Genomic DNA, 20,289 nt, shown 5'->3' on the forward strand with positions numbered 1-20,289 from the left:
GGGATGGATCGTCGTCAGCTTCTCGGGTCGGCAGCGGCATTGCTGGCCAGCCAGGCCCTATCCGGCCCGTTGGGTGCACGCGGTTCCAAACGGCCACCCAACTTCATCGTCATCCTTTGCGATGACCTTGGCTATGGCGATATCGAGCCGACGGGCGGACGCCGTATCCCCACGCCCAATCTCAACAAGCTGGCGGCGCAGGGCCTCACCTTCACCGATTATTATTCGCCCGCCAATGTGTGCACGCCCTCGCGTGCCGGGTTGCTGACCGGACGCTATCCGGTCCGTACCGGCCTTGGCTATCAGGTCATCATGCAGAACGACACGCGCGTTTTGCCTCAATCCGAGGTGACGATCGCGCAAGCGCTCAAGCCTGCCGGTTATGTTTCCGGATTGTTCGGCAAATGGCATCTTGGCCATACCGGCGACCATTGGACCCCGATCGCGCACGGCTTCGACTACTTCTTCGGCATTCCCTACAGCCACGACATGGCGCCGCTGCCGCTCTACACGATCGACGGCGACGGACCCGTGCGGGAAGAGAAGTCGGACCTGCCCCAATTGCAGCAACGTTTCTACGCCGAAGCCGAGCGCTTCATCGAGCGGAACGCGTCCCGCCCGTTCTTCGTCGAACTGGCGTTGAGCGCACCGCATTTGCCGGAATATCCCAACAAGGCCTTTCGGGGACGCGCAGCGGTCGGTTCGTATGGCGATGTCGTCGCGGAGATAGACGATATCGTCGGCCGGCTGGTCGCCAAGCTCAAGGCGAACAAGCTCGATCGCGACACGGTGATCCTCTTCACGTCGGACAACGGTCCCTGGTTCGAGGGTTCGGCGGGAGGTCTGCGCCAACGCAAAGGCGGCGGCGGCTATGATGGCGGCTATCGCGTCCCGCTCATCGCCTGGGCGCCGGGTCTGATTCCCGCCGGACGCCGCACCGATGCCATCGCCATGGGAATCGATTTCCTGCCCACGTTATGCAGGCTCGCCGGCGCATCGTTGCCACAGGTCGAGCTCGACGGCCGCGACCTCACGCCGGTTCTTGACGGGTCGGCAGCGCGAACGACCCATGACGAACTGCTGTTGTTCAACAACGAGGACCTTGTCGGCATCCGTACCCAGCGGTGGAAATATGTGGCGTTCGATTATTATCGCGGTCACCTGATCTCGACCGACGCCAAATATCCCCAGCTCTACGATATCGCCGCCGATTCCAGCGAAAGCTACAGCGTCGCCGATCGCTATCCCGAGGTGCTTGCCGACATGCGCGCGCGCTTCGCCAACGCGCGCGCGCGTTTCGCCGGTTTCAAGAAGGGTGTTCCGGCGGTTTTCCGCGACTTCACGCCGCCCGGCCTGGTCCAGCCCGATTGATGGGCGAGGAGTCGACCAGCGCGGACGTCTGGCCGCCCGCGCGCACCGCCTGGTTCGTCGCGATCGTGCTAATGTTGGCGAACACGCTGGCGTTCGTCGACCGTCAGGCACTCGCGCTGCTTGTGCAGCCGATCAAACAGGATCTGCATGCCTCCGATACGGCGATGAGCCTCCTCTATGGATTGAGCTTCACGCTCTTCTATGTCGGCGTCGGCATTCCGGTCGCGCGACTGGCCGATCGCTCCAATCGGCGCAACATCATCGCGGCGTCGATCTTCGTGTGGAGCCTGGCGACCGCAGCGTGCGGGCTCGTTCGATCGTTCGGCGCCTTGTTCGTGGCGCGCATCGGCGTCGGCGCGGGCGAGGCGGGATTCAGCCCGTCCGCTTATTCGTTGCTGTCCGACTATTTTCCCCGCGAACGGCTCGCCTCGGCGATGGGCGTCTATCAGATGGGCGTCTATCTCGGCGGTGCGCTGGCATTGCTCATCGGCGGACTGGTCGCCGGCGTGCTGCCGCCGGAAAGCTCGTTCACGCTCCCGGTGATTGGCGCGGTGAAGGGATGGCACGTCGTCTTCCTCGCACTGGGTATGCCGGGCTTGCTCCTGTCGCTGTTGGTATTGGCGATCCGCGAACCCGCGCGCCGCGGGCTGACGTCGGATTCCGGTTCGGTGCCGCTTACAGCGCTGTTCAGCCATGTCCTGTCGCGCAAGGCGGCCTATTTCGGAATCGGCCTGGGCTTTGCGATGATGATCCTGGTCGGCAACGGCACGGGTGCGTGGATTCCCGCCTTTTTCGGGCGAAAGTTCGGTTGGACGATCGCGGAAATCGGGGCGCGCTACGGATTGATTGTCTTCTTCTGCGGGACGACCGGCGCCTTGGCCGGCGGCTTCTGCGCCAGTTGGCTGCATCGCCTCGGCTTCTCGCGGGGTAATTTGTTGGTGGCGTTGACCGGATTCGTCGCGCTGGTGCCGCTCACGATCGGGTTTCCGCTGGTCGCGGCACCGTGGCTGGCCCTGGCGATGATCGGCGCGATGAACTTCTTCGCGGGCTTCAACCTCGGCGGAGGCCTTGCCGCGCTCCAGGATCTCACGCCCAATCGCATGCGAGCGCTCGTCTCCGCCGGCTACATGCTGCTGGTCAACCTCGTCGGCGGCGTTCTCGGGCCGATGGTAGTGGCGCTCATCACCGATTACGGCTTCCGCGATCCGCAGCGCCTGCCCGAGGCCATCGCCATCACCTGCGCCGTCTTCTCACCGCTCGCCGTAGCCTTTCTCCTGCTCGGCATGCACGGGCTCAAGGCCACCCAATCGGTCGAGGGCACCGAATGACCCCCGAACTCGTGGTCATGCCGCCCATGACCGATCAGACCGGCGCCATGCCGGATCCGCTCGCGCTTCTCCCGGCGGACCGGCAATGGGTGGAACGCACCCGTGACGGTCTGAATACCGAAGCCCGTATCGCGCAGCTTTTCGTGCTGTCGAGCCGCGAAGACACGGCCGAGGAGACCGCGACGCTCACCGCGTTCGCTCCGGGCGGTGTTCACCGCTTCCCCGCCGGCGACCTCGCCGCAAGTTGGCGCGCGACCCGCGACGCGCTGGACCACGCGGAGGTTCCGTTGATCCTTTCGGGCGATATCGAAGGCGGCACGACCAGCTATCCGTTCGTCACGCCCGTTCCCAATCAGATGGGGGTCGCGGCCTGCGCCGATCTGGCCCTGTCCGAAGAAATCGCCGCGATCGTCGCGAGCGAAAGCCGCGCGCTGGGGTATAATTGGTCGTTCACGCCCGTCGTCGACATCAATCGCGCTTTCCGTAACGCCGTGGTGGGTACGCGGTCGTACGGCGCGGATACCGACACGATCATCGCGCAGGCGCGTGCCTATGTCCGGGTGCTGCAGGCGCATGGTATCGCCGCGACCGCAAAGCACTGGCCGGGCGACGGGATTGACGACCGCGACCAGCATCTGACCACCACCGTCAATCCGCTCGATCTCGCGGAATGGGAAGACAGTTTTGGGCGCATCTATCGTTCGCTGATCGGCGATGGCGTGATGACGGTGATGTCGGCGCACATCGCGCTGCCCGCCTTCGTGCGGTCGCTGATCCCCGACGCGGGCCGCGAGGCTTTCCGTCCGGCGTCGGTCTCGCGCCTGCTCAACCAGACATTGTTACGCGATGGCCTGGGTTTTCGCGGACTCATCGTGTCGGACGCGACCCCGATGGGTGGGCTCACCAGCTGGATGGACCGCGAAGAGGCGGTCCCGGCGGTCATCGAGAATGGCTGCGATGTGTTCCTGTTCAGCCGCGACCCGCGATCCGACATGGCGCTGATGCTCAAGGGATTGCGCGAGGGCCGGTTGAGCGAGGCCCGGCTCGACGAAGCGGTAACCCGGATGCTGACATTGAAGGCGAAGCTCGGCCTGCACCGCGCCACCGTGGAGGAGCGGCTCCCACCACTCGATATGGTCCGCGCGCGGCTGCGACGGCCGGCCGATCTCGCCACCGCGCGGCGGGCGGCTGGCGAGGGGCTGACGCTGGTCAAGGATACGCAAGCACTGCTGCCGCTCGACCCTGTGCGCCATCGGCGCGTGACGATGATCGCCGAGCAGGGCTGGAGCTTTTTCTCCGGCGCGCCCGAGCGCAGCTTCGCCCCGTTTGTCGAAGAGATGGAGCGGCGCGGCTTTGAATTGCGCCTGTACGATCGCGATCACTTTCCGACGCCGGCCGACACCGATTTGCTGGTCTATCTGATCGGCCAGGAAGCGACGCCGAGCCTTGGCCATATCTTCCTCGACATGGCCAAACTGCATGGCGGGTCGCGCAAGGCGATGGCCCAGTTCAACCGCGAGGTTCCGACCTTGCTGGTGTCGTTCGGCCAGCCTTATTATCTCTACGACGCGCCCAATTTCTCGACCTATATCAACGCTTATTGTTCGCTGGCCGACAACCAGCGCGAGTTGGTTCGCCGGCTGGTCGGCGAGGCGGGGTTCACCGGACGCAGCCCGGTCGACGCCCTTTGCGGTCAGGAGCAGTTGCGATGGTGACACCGGCGTCCGTCACGACAGGTGAAAGCATCGCGTCGACCGCCGGCATGCGTCATCTCGACGGCGGCGTCTTCAAGATGGGATCGCAGCGTTTCTACCCGGAAGAGTCGCCGGTGCGCCTGGTGCGCGTCGACCCCTTCTGGATCGATGAAGCGCCAGTCACCAACCGCGAATTCGCCCAATTCGTCGCCGCGACCGGTCATCGCACCTTGGCCGAGATCGCTCCCGATCCGGCGGACTATCCCGGCATGCCGATCGAGATGGCGCAACCCGGATCGCTGGTGTTCGAGCCGACCGCGGGACCGGTCGACCTGCAGGATTTCTCCTTGTGGTGGCGCTTCGCCTTCGGTGCGGACTGGCGCCATCCGCTCGGACCGGACAGCGGGATCGACGATCTGGCCGATCACCCCGTAGTCCATGTCGCTTATAGCGATGCGGAAGCTTATGCCGCCTGGGCCGGCAAAAGCCTCCCGAGCGAGGCGGAATGGGAATATGCCGCGCGCGGCGGCCTGGACGGCACCGAATTCGCCTGGGGTGACGAGCTGGCGCCCGAGGGCCGAATGCTCGCCAATTACTGGCAAGGTGCCTTTCCCTTTGCCAACCAGTTGCTCGACGGATGGGAGCGCACGTCGCCGGTCGGCACCTATCCGCCCAACGGCTACGGACTGTTCGACATGATCGGCAATGTCTGGGAGTGGACCGCGGACTGGTGGGCGCTTCCGACGATCGAGAAAAAGAAGCGTAGCAACGCCTGCTGCGTTCCGGCCAATCCGCGTGGCGGCCGCGAGCGCGACAGCCGCGATCCGGTCACGCCGGACGTGCGGATCGGGCGCAAGGTGCTGAAAGGCGGATCGCATCTTTGCGCCGCCAATTACTGCCAGCGCTATCGCCCGGCGGCTCGGCACGCCCAGGCGATCGACTCCTCCACCAGTCATATCGGCTTTCGATGCGTGGTTCGCAGAAAGGACAGACCATGACCGTCCGTCGCCGCTTTCGCCTGAGCATCGTCGCGCTGGGGGCCTGCACCCTGGCGCTCTCTCCGCTGTCCGCCCGAGGACCCGCAACGGTATCTCCGGCGGGAAAACCCAAGCCGGCAAGGCCCGTACCGGCGAAACCCGAAAACATCATCTTCGTGCTGGTCGATGATCTTCGCTTCGATGCGATGGGGTTCCTCACCCCTGGCCTGCGGACTCCCAATATCGATTATCTGGCGAAGAACGGGGTCTATTTCCCCAATGCCGTCGTCACCTCGTCCTTATGCTCGCCGAGCCGCGCGACCATCCTCACCGGACAGACGGCGCGCAATCACGGCGTGATCGACAACAACAATTCGTCGGAAAAAGGCCTGATCTTCTTTCCCGCCTATCTGCAGCAGGCCGGGTATCAGACCGGCTTCTTCGGCAAGTGGCATATGGGCAACGACACCGACGCCCCGCGTCCGGGATTCGACAAATGGGTCAGCTTCAAGGGTCAGGGAACCTATTTCCCGACCGATCAGCTATCGCCAGCCCAGATCGCGGCGGGCGAGCGCCAGACGCTGAATGTCGACGGAAAGGTCGTCAAGCGAACGGGCTATATCACCGACGAGCTGACCGATTATGCGATGGACTGGCTGGAGAAGGGGCGCGATCCGAGCAAGCCGTTCTTCCTCTATCTGAGCCACAAGGCCGTCCATTCGGACGCGGTGCCGCCGGATCGCTACAAGACGCAATATAGCAATCTCGAGATCAAGCTGCCGGCCAGCATGGCGAACACGCCCGAGAATAATCGCGGCAAGCCGATATGGGTGCGTAACCAGCGCAACAGCTGGCATGGCGCCGGCTTCCCGTATCATACCGATCGCAAGCTGACCGAGCAGGTGCGCGATATCTACCGCACGCTGTCGCCGGTCGATGAGAGCCTGGGTCGAATCATCGCCTATCTCAAGAAGGCAGGCCTCGAACGGAACACGATGATCGTCTTCTATTCGGACAATGGCTTCCTGATCGGCGACCATGGCCTGATCGACAAGCGCAATGCCTATGAGCCATCGGTCCGCGTCCCGATGATCGCTTATGCTCCGGGCATGCTGCCGCGCGGCGCGGTCAACCCTGCCCTGGTGCGCAACCTCGATCTGGCACCAACTTTCCTCGATGTCGCCCATCTTGCCGAGCCGAAGCAGATGGAAGGAAAGAGCTGGCTCGCATTGGCCGAAGGCAAAGTGAAACCGGCCGACTGGAAGCCCGGCGATTTCGTCTATGAATATTATTGGGAATGGACCTTCCCGCAAACGCCGACCACCTTTGCCATCGAGCGCGATCGCCTGAAATACATCCAGTATCAGGGGGTATGGGATATTGAGGAACTGTACGACCTCTCCAAAGATCCCGACGAGATGAACAATCTGGTCGACGATCCCGCCTATTTCGATCGCAAGTTGGTGCTGCGCCACGCGCTGTTCGAGCAACTCTCCAACAGCAGGGGGCAGCATGTCGTGCCCTACACCGAGAAGACCAGTAGCGGGTTGGTCAACCGCGACGCGAACGGCACCCGCGCGGCCGATTTTCCGCCGCAATGGTACGTCCAGCCCAATTTGCCGACCAAGATGAACGACCTGTTCCCCGATACGCCGGCCAAGGCAGCTGCGGACAAGGCCGGGCGGCCTTATGTCCCGGATCGCACGACCAAGCGGTAAGCGGGACGCTCCTCACGTCATCACGCTCTAACGTTGCGCGTCGGCCGCTTTCGTCCCGGCGACCTGCGCCATCGCTATCCCAGGCGGCGCGACGACCTCACCGACGATGATCAGCGTCGGGCGATCGTCGGCGATCGCCGCGACCGCGAACGGCAGCAGGTCGAGCCGGGTCTGCAGCCTGGTTTCTCCCGGCAGGCTGATATCGCACGCCACGATCACGGGCGTCGCCGCGGCAAGTCCGGCGGCGATCAGGTTTCGGCTGATATCGGCCGCGGCGCCGCGTCCCATGTAGAAGGCGATCGTCGCTTGGGGATCGGCCAGCCGACTCCAATCGAGGTCAAGCGGGCGGCCCGGTGCGGCGTGCGCGGTGACGAATTCGACGCGGCGCGCCTGACCGCGCAACGACAGCGATAGTCCCGCCGATGCCGCGGCAGCGCTTGCCGCGGTGATGCCGGGGCATATCCGAACAGCGATCCCCTCGCCGGAGAGCGCGGCCACTTCCTCGGCGGACCGGGCGAACAAGGTCGGGTCGCCTCCCTTGAGGCGGACGACGCGCTCGCCGTCGCCGGCCGCCTCGATCAGCAGGCGGTTGATCGCCTCCTGGTCGCGCGAATGGCGCCCGGACCTTTTGCCGACCGAGACCAGCCGGACATGGTCGGGAATGAGAGCCAGCACGCCAGGTCCGACCAGGGCGTCGTGGAACACGACCGAGGCGCGGCGCAACAGCGCCTCGGCCTTGCGCGTCAGCAAATCGGGGTCTCCGGGACCCGCGCCGACCAGCCAGACGCTGCCTGGCGGAAAGTCATCGACCGACATTGACACTCTCCCGATTGGCGTGCTCGGCAATCAATCCGGCGATCGCCGGGCGGCACGATCCGCAATTGGTTCCCGCGCGGAGCGCCGCGCCGACGGCGGCAACGTCCGCCAGGCCATCCGCGCGGATCGCGTCGGTGATCACGCGCGCGCCGATATCGAAACAGACGCAGACGATCGGACCGCGATCGACGCTCGGGCCCGGCGCACGGCCCGCGAGCAGGGTGGGTGCGACCGCGGGCGCCGCCAATTGCGCGATCAGCCAGTCGCGCGATGGCAGCACGCCCTCCGACGTGACGAACAGCAATGCCGCCAGCCGCTCCTCGCGGATGACGGCAATGCGGCGCGATCCCTTGGCTGGATCGAACGCTTCGATGCGGTCGCCTTGCGGCAAGAGGCGCTCGATCGCCGCGGCGTCGCCGTCGCCGGCCAGTTCCCACAATGTCCCTTGCGGCACCGCGACGCGGGTGGCCCACAGGCAGTCCGGCATCGCGGCCGGCTCGCCGCGCATGAGCAGGAAGCCGTGCCACGCGGTAGCCACCGGCGCGATCGCCGCCGGCGTCGTCTTGAAGCCGGGCTGGCCCGAATGCGGATCGACCAGCGGGCGCGGCAGCAGCCCGGTGCGTCCGCCGGTCGACCCGCGATCGGTCCAATGGATCGGGACGAACAATTCGCCGAGCCGCTGCGCGTCCGTCACGGCAACGCGATAGAGGCTCTCGCCGCGCGGCGTCGACACGCGGGCCAGGGCGCCGTCGGCGATGTCCAGCCGCGCGGCGTCGTCGGGATGGATCTCGACCAACGGCTCCTCGCGATGGCGTGCGAGCTTGGGGGCGAGCCCGGTGCGCGTCATCGTATGCCATTGGTCGCGATACCGCCCGGTATTGAGCGTCATCGGCCAGCGGTCGAGCGGCCGCTCGCCGGCGCGCTGGGTGACGGTGACCAGCCGCGCCCGCCCGTCCGGCGTCGGATAGACGCCATCGGCAAAGGCGTCGTCGCCCCAGCGGAACGGCTCCATCGTCTCATAATCACTATTGCCCGGCGTCGCGCGGTCGAGGCGGAAGCGGCGCGCGCCGTCATTCTGATAGGCGCTCAGCCGGACATGTTCGCGCCACACGTCCACCGGACGGTCGAAAGCGAAGGCCGACCGCCAGCCCATGCGACGGCCGACTTCCTTGACGATCCACCAATCGGGCCGCGCCTCGCCCGGCGGCGCGAAGATCGGACGCTGGCGGCTGATGCAGCGCTCGGAATTGGTCACCGTGCCGTCCTTCTCGCCCCAGGCCGTCGCCGGCAGGCGGACATGCGCGAAGCGGCTGGTATCGGTATCGGCGATGACATCGGACACGACGACGAACGGGCATCCAGCCAGTGCCTCGCGCACCTGGCCGGCATCAGGCATCGAGACGGCGGGGTTGGTCGCCATGATCCACACCGCCTTGATCCGCCCCTCGCCAACGCCGCGGAACAGGTCGACGGCCTTCAATCCCGGCTTGGTCGCCATGTTGGGCGCCGCCCAGAACCGGCCGACCCGCGCCACGTTTTCGGGCGCGAAATCCATATGCGCCGCCAGGGTCGAAGAGAGCCCGCCGACTTCGCGTCCGCCCATCGCATTGGGCTGGCCAGTGATCGAGAACGGCGCCGCACCGGGCTTGCCGATCCGGCCGGTCGCGAGGTGAAGGTTGGTGATCGCGTTGACCTGATCGGTGCCGCTGACCGACTGGTTGATGCCCTGGCTGAACATCGTCACCGTGCGCGGATTGGCGGCGAACAGATCGTAGAAACGTCTGAGGTCGGCGGGTTGGACGTCGCACGTCCGCGCCGTCGACCACAGATCGTTCCCCTCTCCAAGCTTGTCCCAGAAATCGCCGGGAACGCTGACATGTCCGGCGAGATAGTCGTGATCGATCAGCCCGGCGTCGCGGCACCAGGCGAGCAGCCCGTTCATCAGCGCGACGTCGCTGCCCGGCCGGATCGCCAGATGGAGGTCAGCCTCGGCCGCGGTTTCGGTGCGGCGCGGATCGATCACCACCAGCTTCGTCCCGCGAGCGGCGCGCGCGGCCATGATCCGCTGATAGACGATCGGATGGCACCAGGCGGTGTTCGACCCGACCAGCACGATCAGGTCGGCCATGTCGAGATCGGCATAGCTTGCCGGCACCACATCCTCGCCGAACGCGCGGACATGGCCGGCGACCGCGCTCGACATGCACAACCGCGAATTGGTGTCGATATTCCCCGAGCCGATGAACCCCTTCATCAGCTTGTTGGCGACGTAATAATCCTCGGTCAGCAATTGGCCGGAGACGTAGAAAGCGACGCTGTTCGGCCCATGGCGCGCGATCGTGTCGCGAAAGCGCCGCGCGACCAAGTCAAGCGCGCGATCCCAGCCGACGCGCTTGGTCCCGATCATCGGATGGAGCAGGCGTCCTTCCAGCCCGACCGTCTCGCCGAGATGCGTGCCCTTCGAGCACAGCCGACCGGCATTGGCGGGATGATCGGGATCGCCGGCAATCTCCACGCTGCGCTCGCCGGTCCGCCGCGCGACGATGCCGCACCCGACCCCGCAATAGGCGCAGGTGGTGCGGACCGCTTCCATGTCAGGCGGCGGCCTTCAGCGTCGAAGTGCGGCACAGCAGCACGCGGCCGGCATCGACCTTGACCGGGATGGTCGGCGCGCAGCCTTTGTCCTCGCCCTGCGCCTCGCCAGTCGCGAGCGCGATCCGCCAATTGTGCAGCGGACAGGCGACGCTGTGGCCGTGGACGATGCCCTGGCTGAGCGGTCCGCCTTTATGCGGACAGCGATTGGCGAGCGCGAAGACGCGATTGTCGGCGGTGCGGAACACCGCGACTTCCTCGCCGCCCGAGACGGTGACGGTGCGGCTGCCGCGAACCGGAATCTGATCGAGCCAGCCAATATCGAGCCAATCGCCGATCATTCCGCGACCTCCAATGCCAAAGGTTGAAAATGCGCCATATGCGCATGTTGTTCGCGCGCCGCACCCGAGGCGCGTTCGGCCCAGGGATCGTCCTGGCTGAATTTCTGCGAATACCAGAAGCGCTCGGCGAGCGCGTCGCGGCCGGCTTCGTCCTCGACCACGCGATCCTTGATATGTTGCAGCCCGACGCGCTCGATCCACGGCGCGGTGCGCTCGAGATAGCGCGCCTCCTCGCGGTAGAGCTGGACGAAGGCGGCGGCGACGTGGATCGCCTCTTCCTCGCTCGCGACTTTGGTCAACAGATCGGTCGCGCGGACATGGATGCCGCCATTGCCGCCGACATGGAGTTCGTAGCCCGAGTCGACGCAGACCACGCCGAAATCCTTGATCGTCGCCTCGGCGCAGTTCCGCGGACAACCGGAGACCGCCATCTTGAACTTGTGCGGCATCCAGCTGCCCCAGAAACCGCGCTCGAGCTTGACGCCCAGCCCGGTCGAATCCTGGGTGCCGAAGCGGCACCATTCGGAGCCGACACAGGTCTTCACCGTGCGCAGCGCCTTGCCGTAGGCATGGCCCGAGACCATGCCGGCGGCGTTGAGGTCGGCCCAGACCGCAGGCAAATCCTCTTTCTTGATCCCGAAAATGTCGAGCCGCTGGCCGCCGGTCACCTTGACCATCGGCGCGTCGTATTTCTCGACCACGTCGGCGATCGCGCGCAGCTCGCGCGGGCTGGTGATGCCGCCCCACATGCGCGGAACGACCGAATAGGTGCCGTCCTTCTGGATGTTGGCGTGGAGGCGTTCGTTGACGAAGCGGCTCTGCTGGTCGTCCTCATACTCGCCGGGCCAGGCGCAGAGCAGATAGTAATTGAGCGCCGGGCGGCAACTCGAACATCCATCCGGCGTCGACCAGTGGAGCTTGTGCATCACCTCGGGGATCGAGCGCATGCCTTGCGCGACGATCTCGCGCCGGACGTCGTCATGGCCGAAGCTGGTGCATTTGCACATCGTCTTCGGGCCCGCCTCGACATCCTCGCCGAGTGTCAGTGCGAGCAGGGTCTCCACCAGCCCGGTACACGATCCGCAACTCGCGCTTGCCTTGCAGCCCGAGCGTACCGCATCGAGGCTGTGCGCACCTTTGGCGATGCAGGAGACGACCTGACCCTTGTTGACGCCGTTGCAGCCGCAAATCTCCGCTCCGTCGGAGAGTGCCGCAACGGCCGCCTTAGGGTCCGCTTGCCCCCCTCCCGAGGCGAAGGCCTGGCCGAAGATCAACAGGTCGCGCGTGGTGGAGATATCCTCCCCTCGCTTCATCAGGTCGAAATACCAGCCGCCATCGGCGGTATCGCCATAGAGCACCGCGCCGACCACGCGGTCGTCCTTGAGCACGACGCGTTTGTAGACGCCGCGGCTGGCATCGCGCAGCACGATGTCCTCGCATCCTTCACCGCCGGCGAAATCACCCGCCGAGAATACGTCGAGCCCGGCCACCTTGAGCTTGGTCGAGGTGACGCTGGCGCGATAGCCGCTCGGCCGCTCGACCAGTCCGTCAGCCAGCGCCCGGCACATATCCCAGAGCGGCGCCACCAGCCCGTAGACCTGACCGTCATGCTCGACGCATTCGCCGACCGCGAGCACGTCGGGGTCGCTGGTGACCATATGGTCGTCGACCTGGATGCCGCGCCCCACCGCCAGGCCGGCCGCGCGCGCCAAACCGACCGCGGGTCGGATGCCGACCGCCATCACTACCAGGTCGGCAGGGATGTCGCGTCCGTCCTTGAGCCGCACCGCTTCGACCTTGCCGTCGCCCAGGATCTCGGCGGTGTCGGCGCCGGTCAGGACGGTCTGGCCGCGCGCCTCCAGCGCCGATTTGAGCAGCCAGGCTGCCGCTTCGTCGAGCTGGCGCTCCATCAGGGTCGGCATCAAGTGGAGCACGGTGACCTTCATCCCGCGCAGCGACAGGCCGTGCGCCGCCTCCAGCCCCAGCAGCCCGCCGCCGATCACCACCGCGCTGCCGCCGCGATCGGCCGCCGCCAGCATATGATCGACGTCGTCCATGTCGCGGAAGGTGATCACGCCGGGCAGCTCCTTGCCCGGCACCGGAATGATGAACGGGTCGGATCCGGTCGCGATCAGCAATTTGTCGTAGCGCACCGACCGGCCCGATCGCGCGGTTACGGTCTTGTCGGCGCGGTCGATCGCCGCCACCGGATCGCCGGCGACCAGCTCGATTCCGTTATCCGCGTACCAGGCGGCGTCGTTGATCACGATGTCGTCGAACGTCTTCTCGCCCGCCAGCACCGGCGACAGCATGATGCGGTTGTAGTTCACCCGCGGTTCGGCGCCGAAGATCGTCACCCGGTAACGCCCGGCGTCGCGAGCGATCAGTTCCTCGACCGCGCGGCATCCGGCCATGCCGTTGCCGATGACGACCAGATGGGGAAGGCCCGACTCCGAGCCGGACGGCGCGTCCGGCTCGGAGTCAGGGTTGGACGCGGAAACAAGGAAATCCATCACAAGCTCCAATCGAGCTGCAGCCAGAATTTGCGGGTATCGGTGGCGAAGCCGTCCGCCTGGTAATCGGCGTAGCGGGCGGAAAGGCTGGTCTTGCCCAGCTTGGCGCTGGCGAGCAGGTCGATCTCGTCGCCATAGAGGCGGCTATGCCGGTCGCTGGCGAAGCGGTGATAGACCGCCTGCAGCGTCAATGCCTTGAACGGCCCCGCCTGTTTCCAGCCATAGCCGAGATTGCCATAGAGATCGCGGACGCCATCGGGCGGCGTCGTCAGGAACTTGTCGGCCCAGCCCTGGAACTTGAAGCCGGTCGCGATCGGCGTCTGGAAGGACGTGAGCGCGGCACCCTTGTCGGCGCCGAGCACTTCATACCCCGCGCCGAGCTTGACCGCGTGGAGATCGAGTCCGCCGTCGATCAGATAATAATCGGCGCGATAGCGATTGGGGTTGCGGTCATAATCGGACTGGGTCGCGTAGCTCAGCTGGTAAGAGAATTTGACCCCCTTGCCGAGCGGGCGCGCGCCAGCCAGCCGCGCGCCATAGGTCTGGCTCGACAGGCGGAACCCCTGCACCGCGGCTTCGTCCTGGTCGACCAGATAGGCGAAGCCGGTGATCGTGCCGAGCGGGCTGGCATAGGACAAATTGCCCAGCACATTGTCGCCCCCGATCGACCGCGGCCGCGCGCCCACGCCGTCGATTCCCCAGACGGTGTTGACCCGCCAGGCATAGGCCAGGTCGGCTTTCAGCCCTTTCACGCCCGTCCATTCGAAGCGTGCGGCATCGAAGGTCTGGCCGTTCTGGCGAAACGGCACCGCACCGACGAAGCGCTCGTCGTCGAGCGCTATCCGCTGGCGGCCGACGGTCAGGGCGACGGCTTTGGTGCGATATTGGAGCTGCGCGCGGTACAGCGCGATATTCTGCGGGTCGGCGATCAGCGGGCGCGTGGCGGCGCCATGCAGTCCGTCATAATAGTCGCCGACCAGCGCAAGGGTGCCCTGCATTTCGACGATCGCGGAAAGCGGCCCGCTGCTCGCCTGCACCCCGCTGCGGATGCGGATGGTCGCCGCCTCCGCATCTTTCGGCAGCCCCGCCTGATCGACAGTTTCATAGCGCAACCGCGCATCGATCAGTGGCTTCAATTTGATGTCCTGCGCCATGGCGGGACTTGCCGCCAGCACGCTTCCAAGGATCAACCAGGCAGGTTTCATCGCGTGTCTCCCCTGCTCTCGTTCAGATCCGCACGCCTGCCGCCGCGCCCCAGCGCCGGCGCCAGGAATGCTTGACGATCAGCAGACCGAGTCCGGCGACCAGTGCGAGTCCCGCGAAGATCAGGAAGCCGGGTGCGAAGCTGCCAGTCAGCTGCTTGGCGATGCCGAGCGAAGAGGCGAGGTAGAAACCGCCAACGCCGCCCGCCATGCCGACCAGCCCGGTCATCACGCCGATCTCTTCGGCAAACCGCTGCGGCACCAGCTGGAACACCGATCCGTTGCCGACCCCCAGCGCCAGCATGGCCAGCACGAACATCGCCATCGCCATGACCAGGGTCGGCGCCATGCTGACCGCCACCAGCGCGAGCGCGGCGGCGGCGAACACGGCGGTCAGTGCCTTCACACCGCCGATCCGGTCGGCGATCGCGCCGCCGAGCGGCCGAACCAGCGAGCCGGCGAACACGCAGGCGGCAGTGCAATAGCCGGCGGCCACCGGCGTCAGCCCGAAGCGATCGGTGAAATAGATCGGCAGCGAGGCGGCGAGTCCGACGAACCCGCCAAAGGTCACCGAATAGAAGCCCATCAGCCACCAGGCGTCGGCCGATTTGAGCGGGTGGAGATATTCGGCGAGCGACTTGGGCGCGGGGCGGTTGGGCGCATCGCGCGCCATCAACTGATAGGCGATCAGCACGAGCACCAGCGGAATACAGGCCAGGCCGAGCACGGCGTTCCAACCGAACGCCTTGGCCAGCAAGGGCGCGAACAGAGCGGCGAGCACGGTGCCCGAATTGCCCATGCCGGCAATCCCCATCGCCTTGCCCTGATGCTGCGGCGGGTACCAGCGGCTCGCCAGCGGCAGCGCGATCGCGAAGCTCGCCCCGGCAAACCCGAGAATGACGCCGAGCGCCAAGGTGCCGGCAAAGCTGGTTACGCCGGCCAACCAGGCGGTCAGCAGTCCGGCGATGACGATGATCTGGCTGATCGTGCCCGAGCGTTTGGGACCGATACGGTCGACGAGCAGGCCGTTGACCACGCGCAGCACTGCGCCGGCGAGCGTCGGCGTCGCCACCATCAGGCCCTTTTCGGCCGGCGTCAGCGCCAATGTCTTGGCGATTTCCGGGGCGAGCGGCCCCAGCAATACCCAGACCATGAAGGCGAGGTCGAAATAAAGGAACGCGGCGATCAGCGTCGGGACATGCCCGCTCGACCAGAAGCCGTCCTGCTGCCTGCCTTGTTCCCTGTTCCAGAATGCGGTCGCCATGCGGATCCCCTTCGCGTGCGATGGACAAGAAAAAAGCCGCCCCGACGGCAGCCAATATTGGCGCGTCGGGGCGGCTTCGTTGCCTTGGCGGATCGTCGGACCCGCCCCGCAATTACCCCCGTCGGTGGAGGTCGTCGCGGTTATTTCGTGCCGAGCGTCATTGCCCTGCGAAAGGGATGATGCGTGATTCGCTCGCCGGACGCAAGCTTATTTCGCACTTGCAGCAAAAATCAGGGCAGCGACGCCAGATACGCCTGCGCATCGTCGGGATCGAACGCGCGGCCGTCGAAGAAGCGATCGGCGCCAAGCACAAGCCGCCCCTGGACCGATCCGGCACCGAGCGGATCGCCGATCGCACCTTCCAGTTTCGAGCTCGCGCCCGGCAGGATCGCCGACGACCCAGCCAGCGCAGCGCGATACAGGTCCGGCCTGAACACGCCTTCGGCGCGGGCGGCTTCTTCGGCCGAGAAAGGCGTGCCGTCCCACCGCGTCATTTGCGAATAGAGCCACGCCGCCTGGCTGCGCCACGGAAAGTTCGCCGCCTCGCGAAACTGGAACATGAAATCGGGAATGTGGAGCGGGGTCGCGCCTTGCGACAAACGGACGCGATCGGTGATCGCGCGCAGGATCGTCTCCTCCGGCGCCGCCAGATAAGCGGGCTGCGCCAGGATCCGTGCATTCTCTTCGGCTGCGTCCGGCTCGACGAAATGCGCCGCGGCATCGTGCAGCGCACGAATCAGCCGTTCGACCAATTCGGGCGATCCGCGCACCGTCTCGCGCCGCATCGCGAGCACCTTCTCGACCCCGCGCCGCCAGATTTGCGCCGTCACCAGCGCAATCCGTCCGACCCCGCGATCGACCGCCACGCTGTTCCACGGTTCGCCGACGCAGATGCCGTCGACCTCTCCCGCGGCAAGCGCGTCCGCGGCGAAAGGCGGGCTGGTCGTGACGATCTCGACATCCATGTCGGGCCGGATGCCGACCGCCGCCAACCAGTAGCGCAGCATGTAATTGTGGCTCGAATAGCGATGGACGACGCCGAAGCGGAGCGGGCGACCCGCTTGCGCCCGCGCCAATGCGACCTGGCGGAGGCGTTCTCCGACGGTCCGCGGGTCGCCGAGTTGGCCGCTTTCCAGCGTTTCGGCCGCGAGCGGGATCGAGAAGGTGATCGCGTTGCCGTTGAGGCCGAGCGCGAACGGCACGTCGATCTCGACCGCCGGGCGGCCACGGCCGAGCGCGGTGGCGATCGCCAGCGGTGCGATCATGTGCGCAGCATCGGTATGGCCATAGAGCAGGCGGTCGCGCACCGTCGCCCAACTGAGATCGCGAACCAATTCGATCTCGAGTCCGTGCGCTGCGGCGAATCCCCGCTCGCGCGCCAGAATCGGCAAGGCGGCGTCGACCAGCGGCAGAAAGCCGATCCGGATGCGGTCGAGCGTCAAATATCGTCCCCCATCAATGCCGCGCTGGTGATGATCGCTTCCGCCACGTCGGCGATGCGGCGGTTGGATTGCATCGCGTGGCTGCGCAGCAAGGCATAAGCGGCGGGCTCGTCGATCGCGCGGCGGCGCATCAGGATCGCCTTCGCCTTGTCGATCGCGGTGCGGTCGGCCAGCGCGTTGCGCGCCTCGTGGAGTTCGTCCTGGAGCCGCGAAAAGGCGTTGAAGCGTCGCACCGCGAGATCGACGATCGGCATGATCCGCTGTTTCGACAGACCGTCGATGATATAGGCCGAGACGCCGGCATCGATCGCCGCGGCGGTCGTCTCGGGATTGCTCTGATCGACGAACATCGCGATCGGTTTGGCCAGCGCCCGCGACACCGCGAAATATTCCTCCAGCACGTCGCGGCTGGGGTTTTCGAGGTTGATCAGCACGACTTCAGGGTTGGCTGCCTCGATTTGCGCGACCAGCGCGTTCGAATTGTCGATCAGGACGAGATCGTCGAGTCCCGCCTCGCGCAGACCTTCGGATATGATCGCCGCACGAGTCGTGCTGGTGTCGATGATCGCGATCCGCATGGGGTAAGCATATGCTGCGCTGCAGCGGCGCGCCAGAGTTACCTATGGCTGGGGGGTTGGCTGGGGGGTAAACCGGACAATGAAAGGTCCGCGGACGGATTAATCCTTCAATGCCCTGAGCTTGCGATCGAGCACCAGCTCTTCGAACAGCCTGACATAGCGTTCGATCGAATCGCGCCCGCGTTCGGGCACCGGGTCGGGGCGTGGCCGGCCGGGGGCGAGCCAATGGTCGAACGCGGAAACCAAAGCGAGCGGATCGTCGGTCGGCACGACGCTGCCGAGGCGTGGATGCGCGACGATTTCGCGGATCGCGACGCTCGAGTCGGTGGCGACCACCGGCGTGCCGAGCGCCAGCGCTTCCTGCAGCACGCCCGGCACGCCCTCGAAGTCCGAGGTCAGCACCAACGCGCGCGCCTGGGCCAAAGCGGGGCGCGGGTTGGTCGAATAGCCGGGCAGATGGACGCGCGAGCGCAGCCCCAGCGCGTCGATCTGGTTCTCCAGTTCGCCGCGAACCTCTCCCTCGCCGACGATCATCAGCTTGACGTCGCGGCGTTCGACCCGCGCCAGCGCGGAGATCGCGCGGTCCCAGCGCTTTTGCGGCGTCAGCCGGCCGATCCCGATCAGATAGTCGGCGCCCGGCAGCGGCGGAGTCGGCGCCCCGATCGGCTCGGGGCTCGGCGGATTGGCGATCACGCTGACGCGATCGGCACCGATTCCCGTCATCCGCACCGTTTCCTCGGCCATTGCCGGGCTCATCGCGACCAGATGATCGATGAAGCTGGGATAGGAACGCAGGAACGCGCGATAGCCCTGCGCCACCGGAAAATGCTGATCCCCGCGGTCGAGCCGGTTGGACACCTTGCCCACCACCGGCGGGCAATCGCGACCGAGCCGCAGCTTCAGCCAGGCGACCGCGCTGGAATAATGATTGCCCGGACAGAACACGATATCGGGCGCCGCGCTCTTCACTGCCTGGGGAAGCGCGCGGATCATGCCGAAATGAGTCGTGCCCAGCTCGATCAGCTGCACGCCGTCGGGGATTTCGGCCGCGAGCGGACCTCGTGCCGAACTCAGCACCAAGGTGACGTGCTGCCCCAATTCGACCCAGCCGCGGATCATCCGCAACATCGCGCGTTCGACCCCGCCGCCCTGAAGGCTATGAGCGAAAGTCAGGATTCTTACGGGGGCGTAAGGACTGAGCATGGATTGGCGCGCTAACGTCGATTTGTGTCAAAAGTTTCTCGGAGGCGAAATAATTAGGGCAAAACCGACTTATTTGCCGCCGAAACGATGCTGCACCGCAACATAGTGCTTGTCATTAGCCCTTTCCACCCCCAAATCGCGCGGCGCTCTCGGCAACCGGCTTGTCGCGGGCCAATTGTCGTGCTCGTGCGTTGCCGCTAAGCGGCCATTATTTCCGGGCAGGTCCGATTGGAGACTAAACTGCCGCATTTGGATGAACAGATTTTGGAGCGTCGATGAACAGCGGCTTTGTCGGGGCATCCAGCAATCCTGCCGCCGGTCTGGCGCCCAAGATTGTTGATGCGGCCGAGGACCTCGCCGGGCTCGAACCCGTCAGGAGCCTGAAGAGCCGCTGGCCGATGATCATCGCCGGCGTGCTGAGCTTGGCGATGATCGCGGGGCTCGCGAAGCAACTGCTCGGCTCGGGCCTGGCCGGGTTCAGCCACGCTGCGCCCAACAGCTGGCTCTATTACATCGCCTTCGCGTTGCTCTACATTTCGCCGCCGACCGGCGATTACATCATCTTCCGCCGGTTGTGGAAAATCCCCTTCGAGGGATTCGGCGCGCTGATCAAGAAGCGCATCGCGAACGAGGCGGTGGTCGGTTATTCGGGCGATGCCTATTTCTACGCCTGGGCGCGGCAACGCGCGGCGATGGTCGCGGCCCCGTTCGGGGCGGTCAAGGACGTCTCGATCCTGTCGGCGATCTCCGGCAACATGATGACCTTGGTCATGACCGCGCTAGCGCTGCCGTTCGCGCTCGAGGTGCTGCCGCCACGTTATTATACCGGCCTGGCCGTCGGCATCCCCGTCGTGATCGCGATGTGCCTGCCGTTCCTGATCTTCTCGCGCAAAGTGTTCTCGCTCGACCGCAAGACGCTTTGGTGGATTTTCTGGATTCATGCCGCGCGCCTGACGGTCGGCTGCGTGCTGATCGCCTTCGCCTGGCATTTCGGGCTGCCCAATGTCGGCATCGGCGCCTGGCTGATCCTGTCCGCCGTGCGCATGCTGGTGTCGCGCCTGCCGTTCGTGAACAAGGATCTGGTCTTCGCGACGATGACCAGTGCGATTCTCGTTCACAGCAACAGCAACGCGACCAATGTCGATCTCGCCAATTTGATCGCCTTCACCACCGCGCTGACCCTCGTGGTCCATGTCGCCTTCGCCGCGTTCTTCGCGGTCCAGGCGCTGATCAAGCGCCAGATCTAGGCC

Annotated in this window: 15 protein-coding genes; 6 read left to right on the forward strand and 9 right to left on the reverse strand. The window is 65.7% G+C overall.

Going from position 1 to position 20,289, the window contains the following annotated elements; translation table 11 throughout:
- Positions 1-3: 3 nt before the first annotated feature.
- The 5 genes from AC1DRD_RS18900 to AC1DRD_RS18920 are packed head-to-tail and all read left to right on the forward strand — an operon-like array spanning position 4 to position 7,088.
- Positions 4-1,371, forward strand: a complete 1,368-nt coding sequence (locus tag AC1DRD_RS18900) for a sulfatase family protein (RefSeq protein ID WP_478042608.1) — start codon at positions 4-6, stop codon at positions 1,369-1,371.
- Positions 1,371-2,699, forward strand: a complete 1,329-nt coding sequence (locus AC1DRD_RS18905) for a spinster family MFS transporter (protein WP_478042610.1) — start codon at positions 1,371-1,373, stop codon at positions 2,697-2,699. Before AC1DRD_RS18900 ends, AC1DRD_RS18905 begins: the two co-directional genes overlap by 1 nt.
- Entirely contained in the window at positions 2,696-4,414 is a 1,719-nt protein-coding gene (locus AC1DRD_RS18910) for a glycoside hydrolase family 3 protein (RefSeq protein WP_478042611.1), read from the forward strand. The genes AC1DRD_RS18905 and AC1DRD_RS18910 overlap by 4 nt, the downstream gene beginning before the upstream one ends.
- Before the next feature lie 47 nt (positions 4,415-4,461).
- A complete protein-coding gene (locus tag AC1DRD_RS18915; RefSeq protein WP_478042664.1) occupies positions 4,462-5,391 on the forward strand; it encodes a formylglycine-generating enzyme family protein in 930 nt (309 codons plus the stop codon).
- Complete coding sequence (locus AC1DRD_RS18920; protein WP_478042612.1) at positions 5,388-7,088, forward strand: sulfatase family protein; 1,701 nt, start codon at positions 5,388-5,390, stop codon at positions 7,086-7,088. The genes AC1DRD_RS18915 and AC1DRD_RS18920 overlap by 4 nt, the downstream gene beginning before the upstream one ends.
- A 27-nt stretch (positions 7,089-7,115) precedes the next feature.
- Here AC1DRD_RS18920 and cobA read toward each other — a convergent pair whose 3' ends face one another.
- From cobA to AC1DRD_RS18965, 9 genes are all read right to left on the reverse strand, one after another.
- On the reverse strand, positions 7,116-7,904 hold the full coding sequence (cobA, locus tag AC1DRD_RS18925) for a uroporphyrinogen-III C-methyltransferase (protein WP_478042613.1): 789 nt from the start codon (positions 7,902-7,904) through the stop codon (positions 7,116-7,118).
- Positions 7,891-10,497, reverse strand: coding sequence for a molybdopterin-dependent oxidoreductase (locus AC1DRD_RS18930; protein WP_478042615.1), 2,607 nt, complete (start codon positions 10,495-10,497; stop codon positions 7,891-7,893). Before AC1DRD_RS18930 ends, cobA begins: the two co-directional genes overlap by 14 nt.
- A 1-nt stretch (position 10,498) precedes the next feature.
- Complete coding sequence (nirD, locus tag AC1DRD_RS18935; RefSeq protein ID WP_174543173.1) at positions 10,499-10,837, reverse strand: nitrite reductase small subunit NirD; 339 nt, start codon at positions 10,835-10,837, stop codon at positions 10,499-10,501.
- A complete protein-coding gene (nirB, locus tag AC1DRD_RS18940) occupies positions 10,834-13,350 on the reverse strand; it encodes a nitrite reductase large subunit NirB (protein WP_478030959.1) in 2,517 nt (838 codons plus the stop codon). Before nirB ends, nirD begins: the two co-directional genes overlap by 4 nt.
- A complete protein-coding gene (locus AC1DRD_RS18945; RefSeq protein ID WP_478042617.1) occupies positions 13,350-14,555 on the reverse strand; it encodes an alginate export family protein in 1,206 nt (401 codons plus the stop codon). Before AC1DRD_RS18945 ends, nirB begins: the two co-directional genes overlap by 1 nt.
- A 22-nt stretch (positions 14,556-14,577) precedes the next feature.
- Positions 14,578-15,816 carry a nitrate/nitrite transporter gene (locus AC1DRD_RS18950; protein ID WP_478030962.1) on the reverse strand — a complete coding sequence of 413 codons (1,239 nt, stop codon included), beginning with the start codon at positions 15,814-15,816 and terminating at the stop codon, positions 14,578-14,580.
- A gap of 230 nt (positions 15,817-16,046) precedes the next feature.
- Positions 16,047-17,258, reverse strand: coding sequence for a CmpA/NrtA family ABC transporter substrate-binding protein (locus AC1DRD_RS18955; RefSeq protein WP_478030964.1), 1,212 nt, complete (start codon positions 17,256-17,258; stop codon positions 16,047-16,049).
- A complete protein-coding gene (locus AC1DRD_RS18960; protein WP_478042618.1) occupies positions 17,255-17,836 on the reverse strand; it encodes an ANTAR domain-containing response regulator in 582 nt (193 codons plus the stop codon). The genes AC1DRD_RS18955 and AC1DRD_RS18960 overlap by 4 nt, the downstream gene beginning before the upstream one ends.
- Before the next feature lie 99 nt (positions 17,837-17,935).
- Positions 17,936-19,039 carry a glycosyltransferase gene (locus tag AC1DRD_RS18965; protein ID WP_478042620.1) on the reverse strand — a complete coding sequence of 368 codons (1,104 nt, stop codon included), beginning with the start codon at positions 19,037-19,039 and terminating at the stop codon, positions 17,936-17,938.
- 275 nt (positions 19,040-19,314) lie between these two features.
- Between AC1DRD_RS18965 and AC1DRD_RS18970 the strand changes: the two genes are divergently transcribed.
- Positions 19,315-20,286: a hypothetical protein gene (locus tag AC1DRD_RS18970; RefSeq protein ID WP_478042621.1), complete on the forward strand. Its 972-nt coding sequence runs from the start codon at positions 19,315-19,317 to the stop codon at positions 20,284-20,286.
- The last annotated feature ends 3 nt before the right edge of the window (positions 20,287-20,289 follow it).

The organism is Sphingomonas sp. P4_G2 (genome assembly GCF_056401155.1).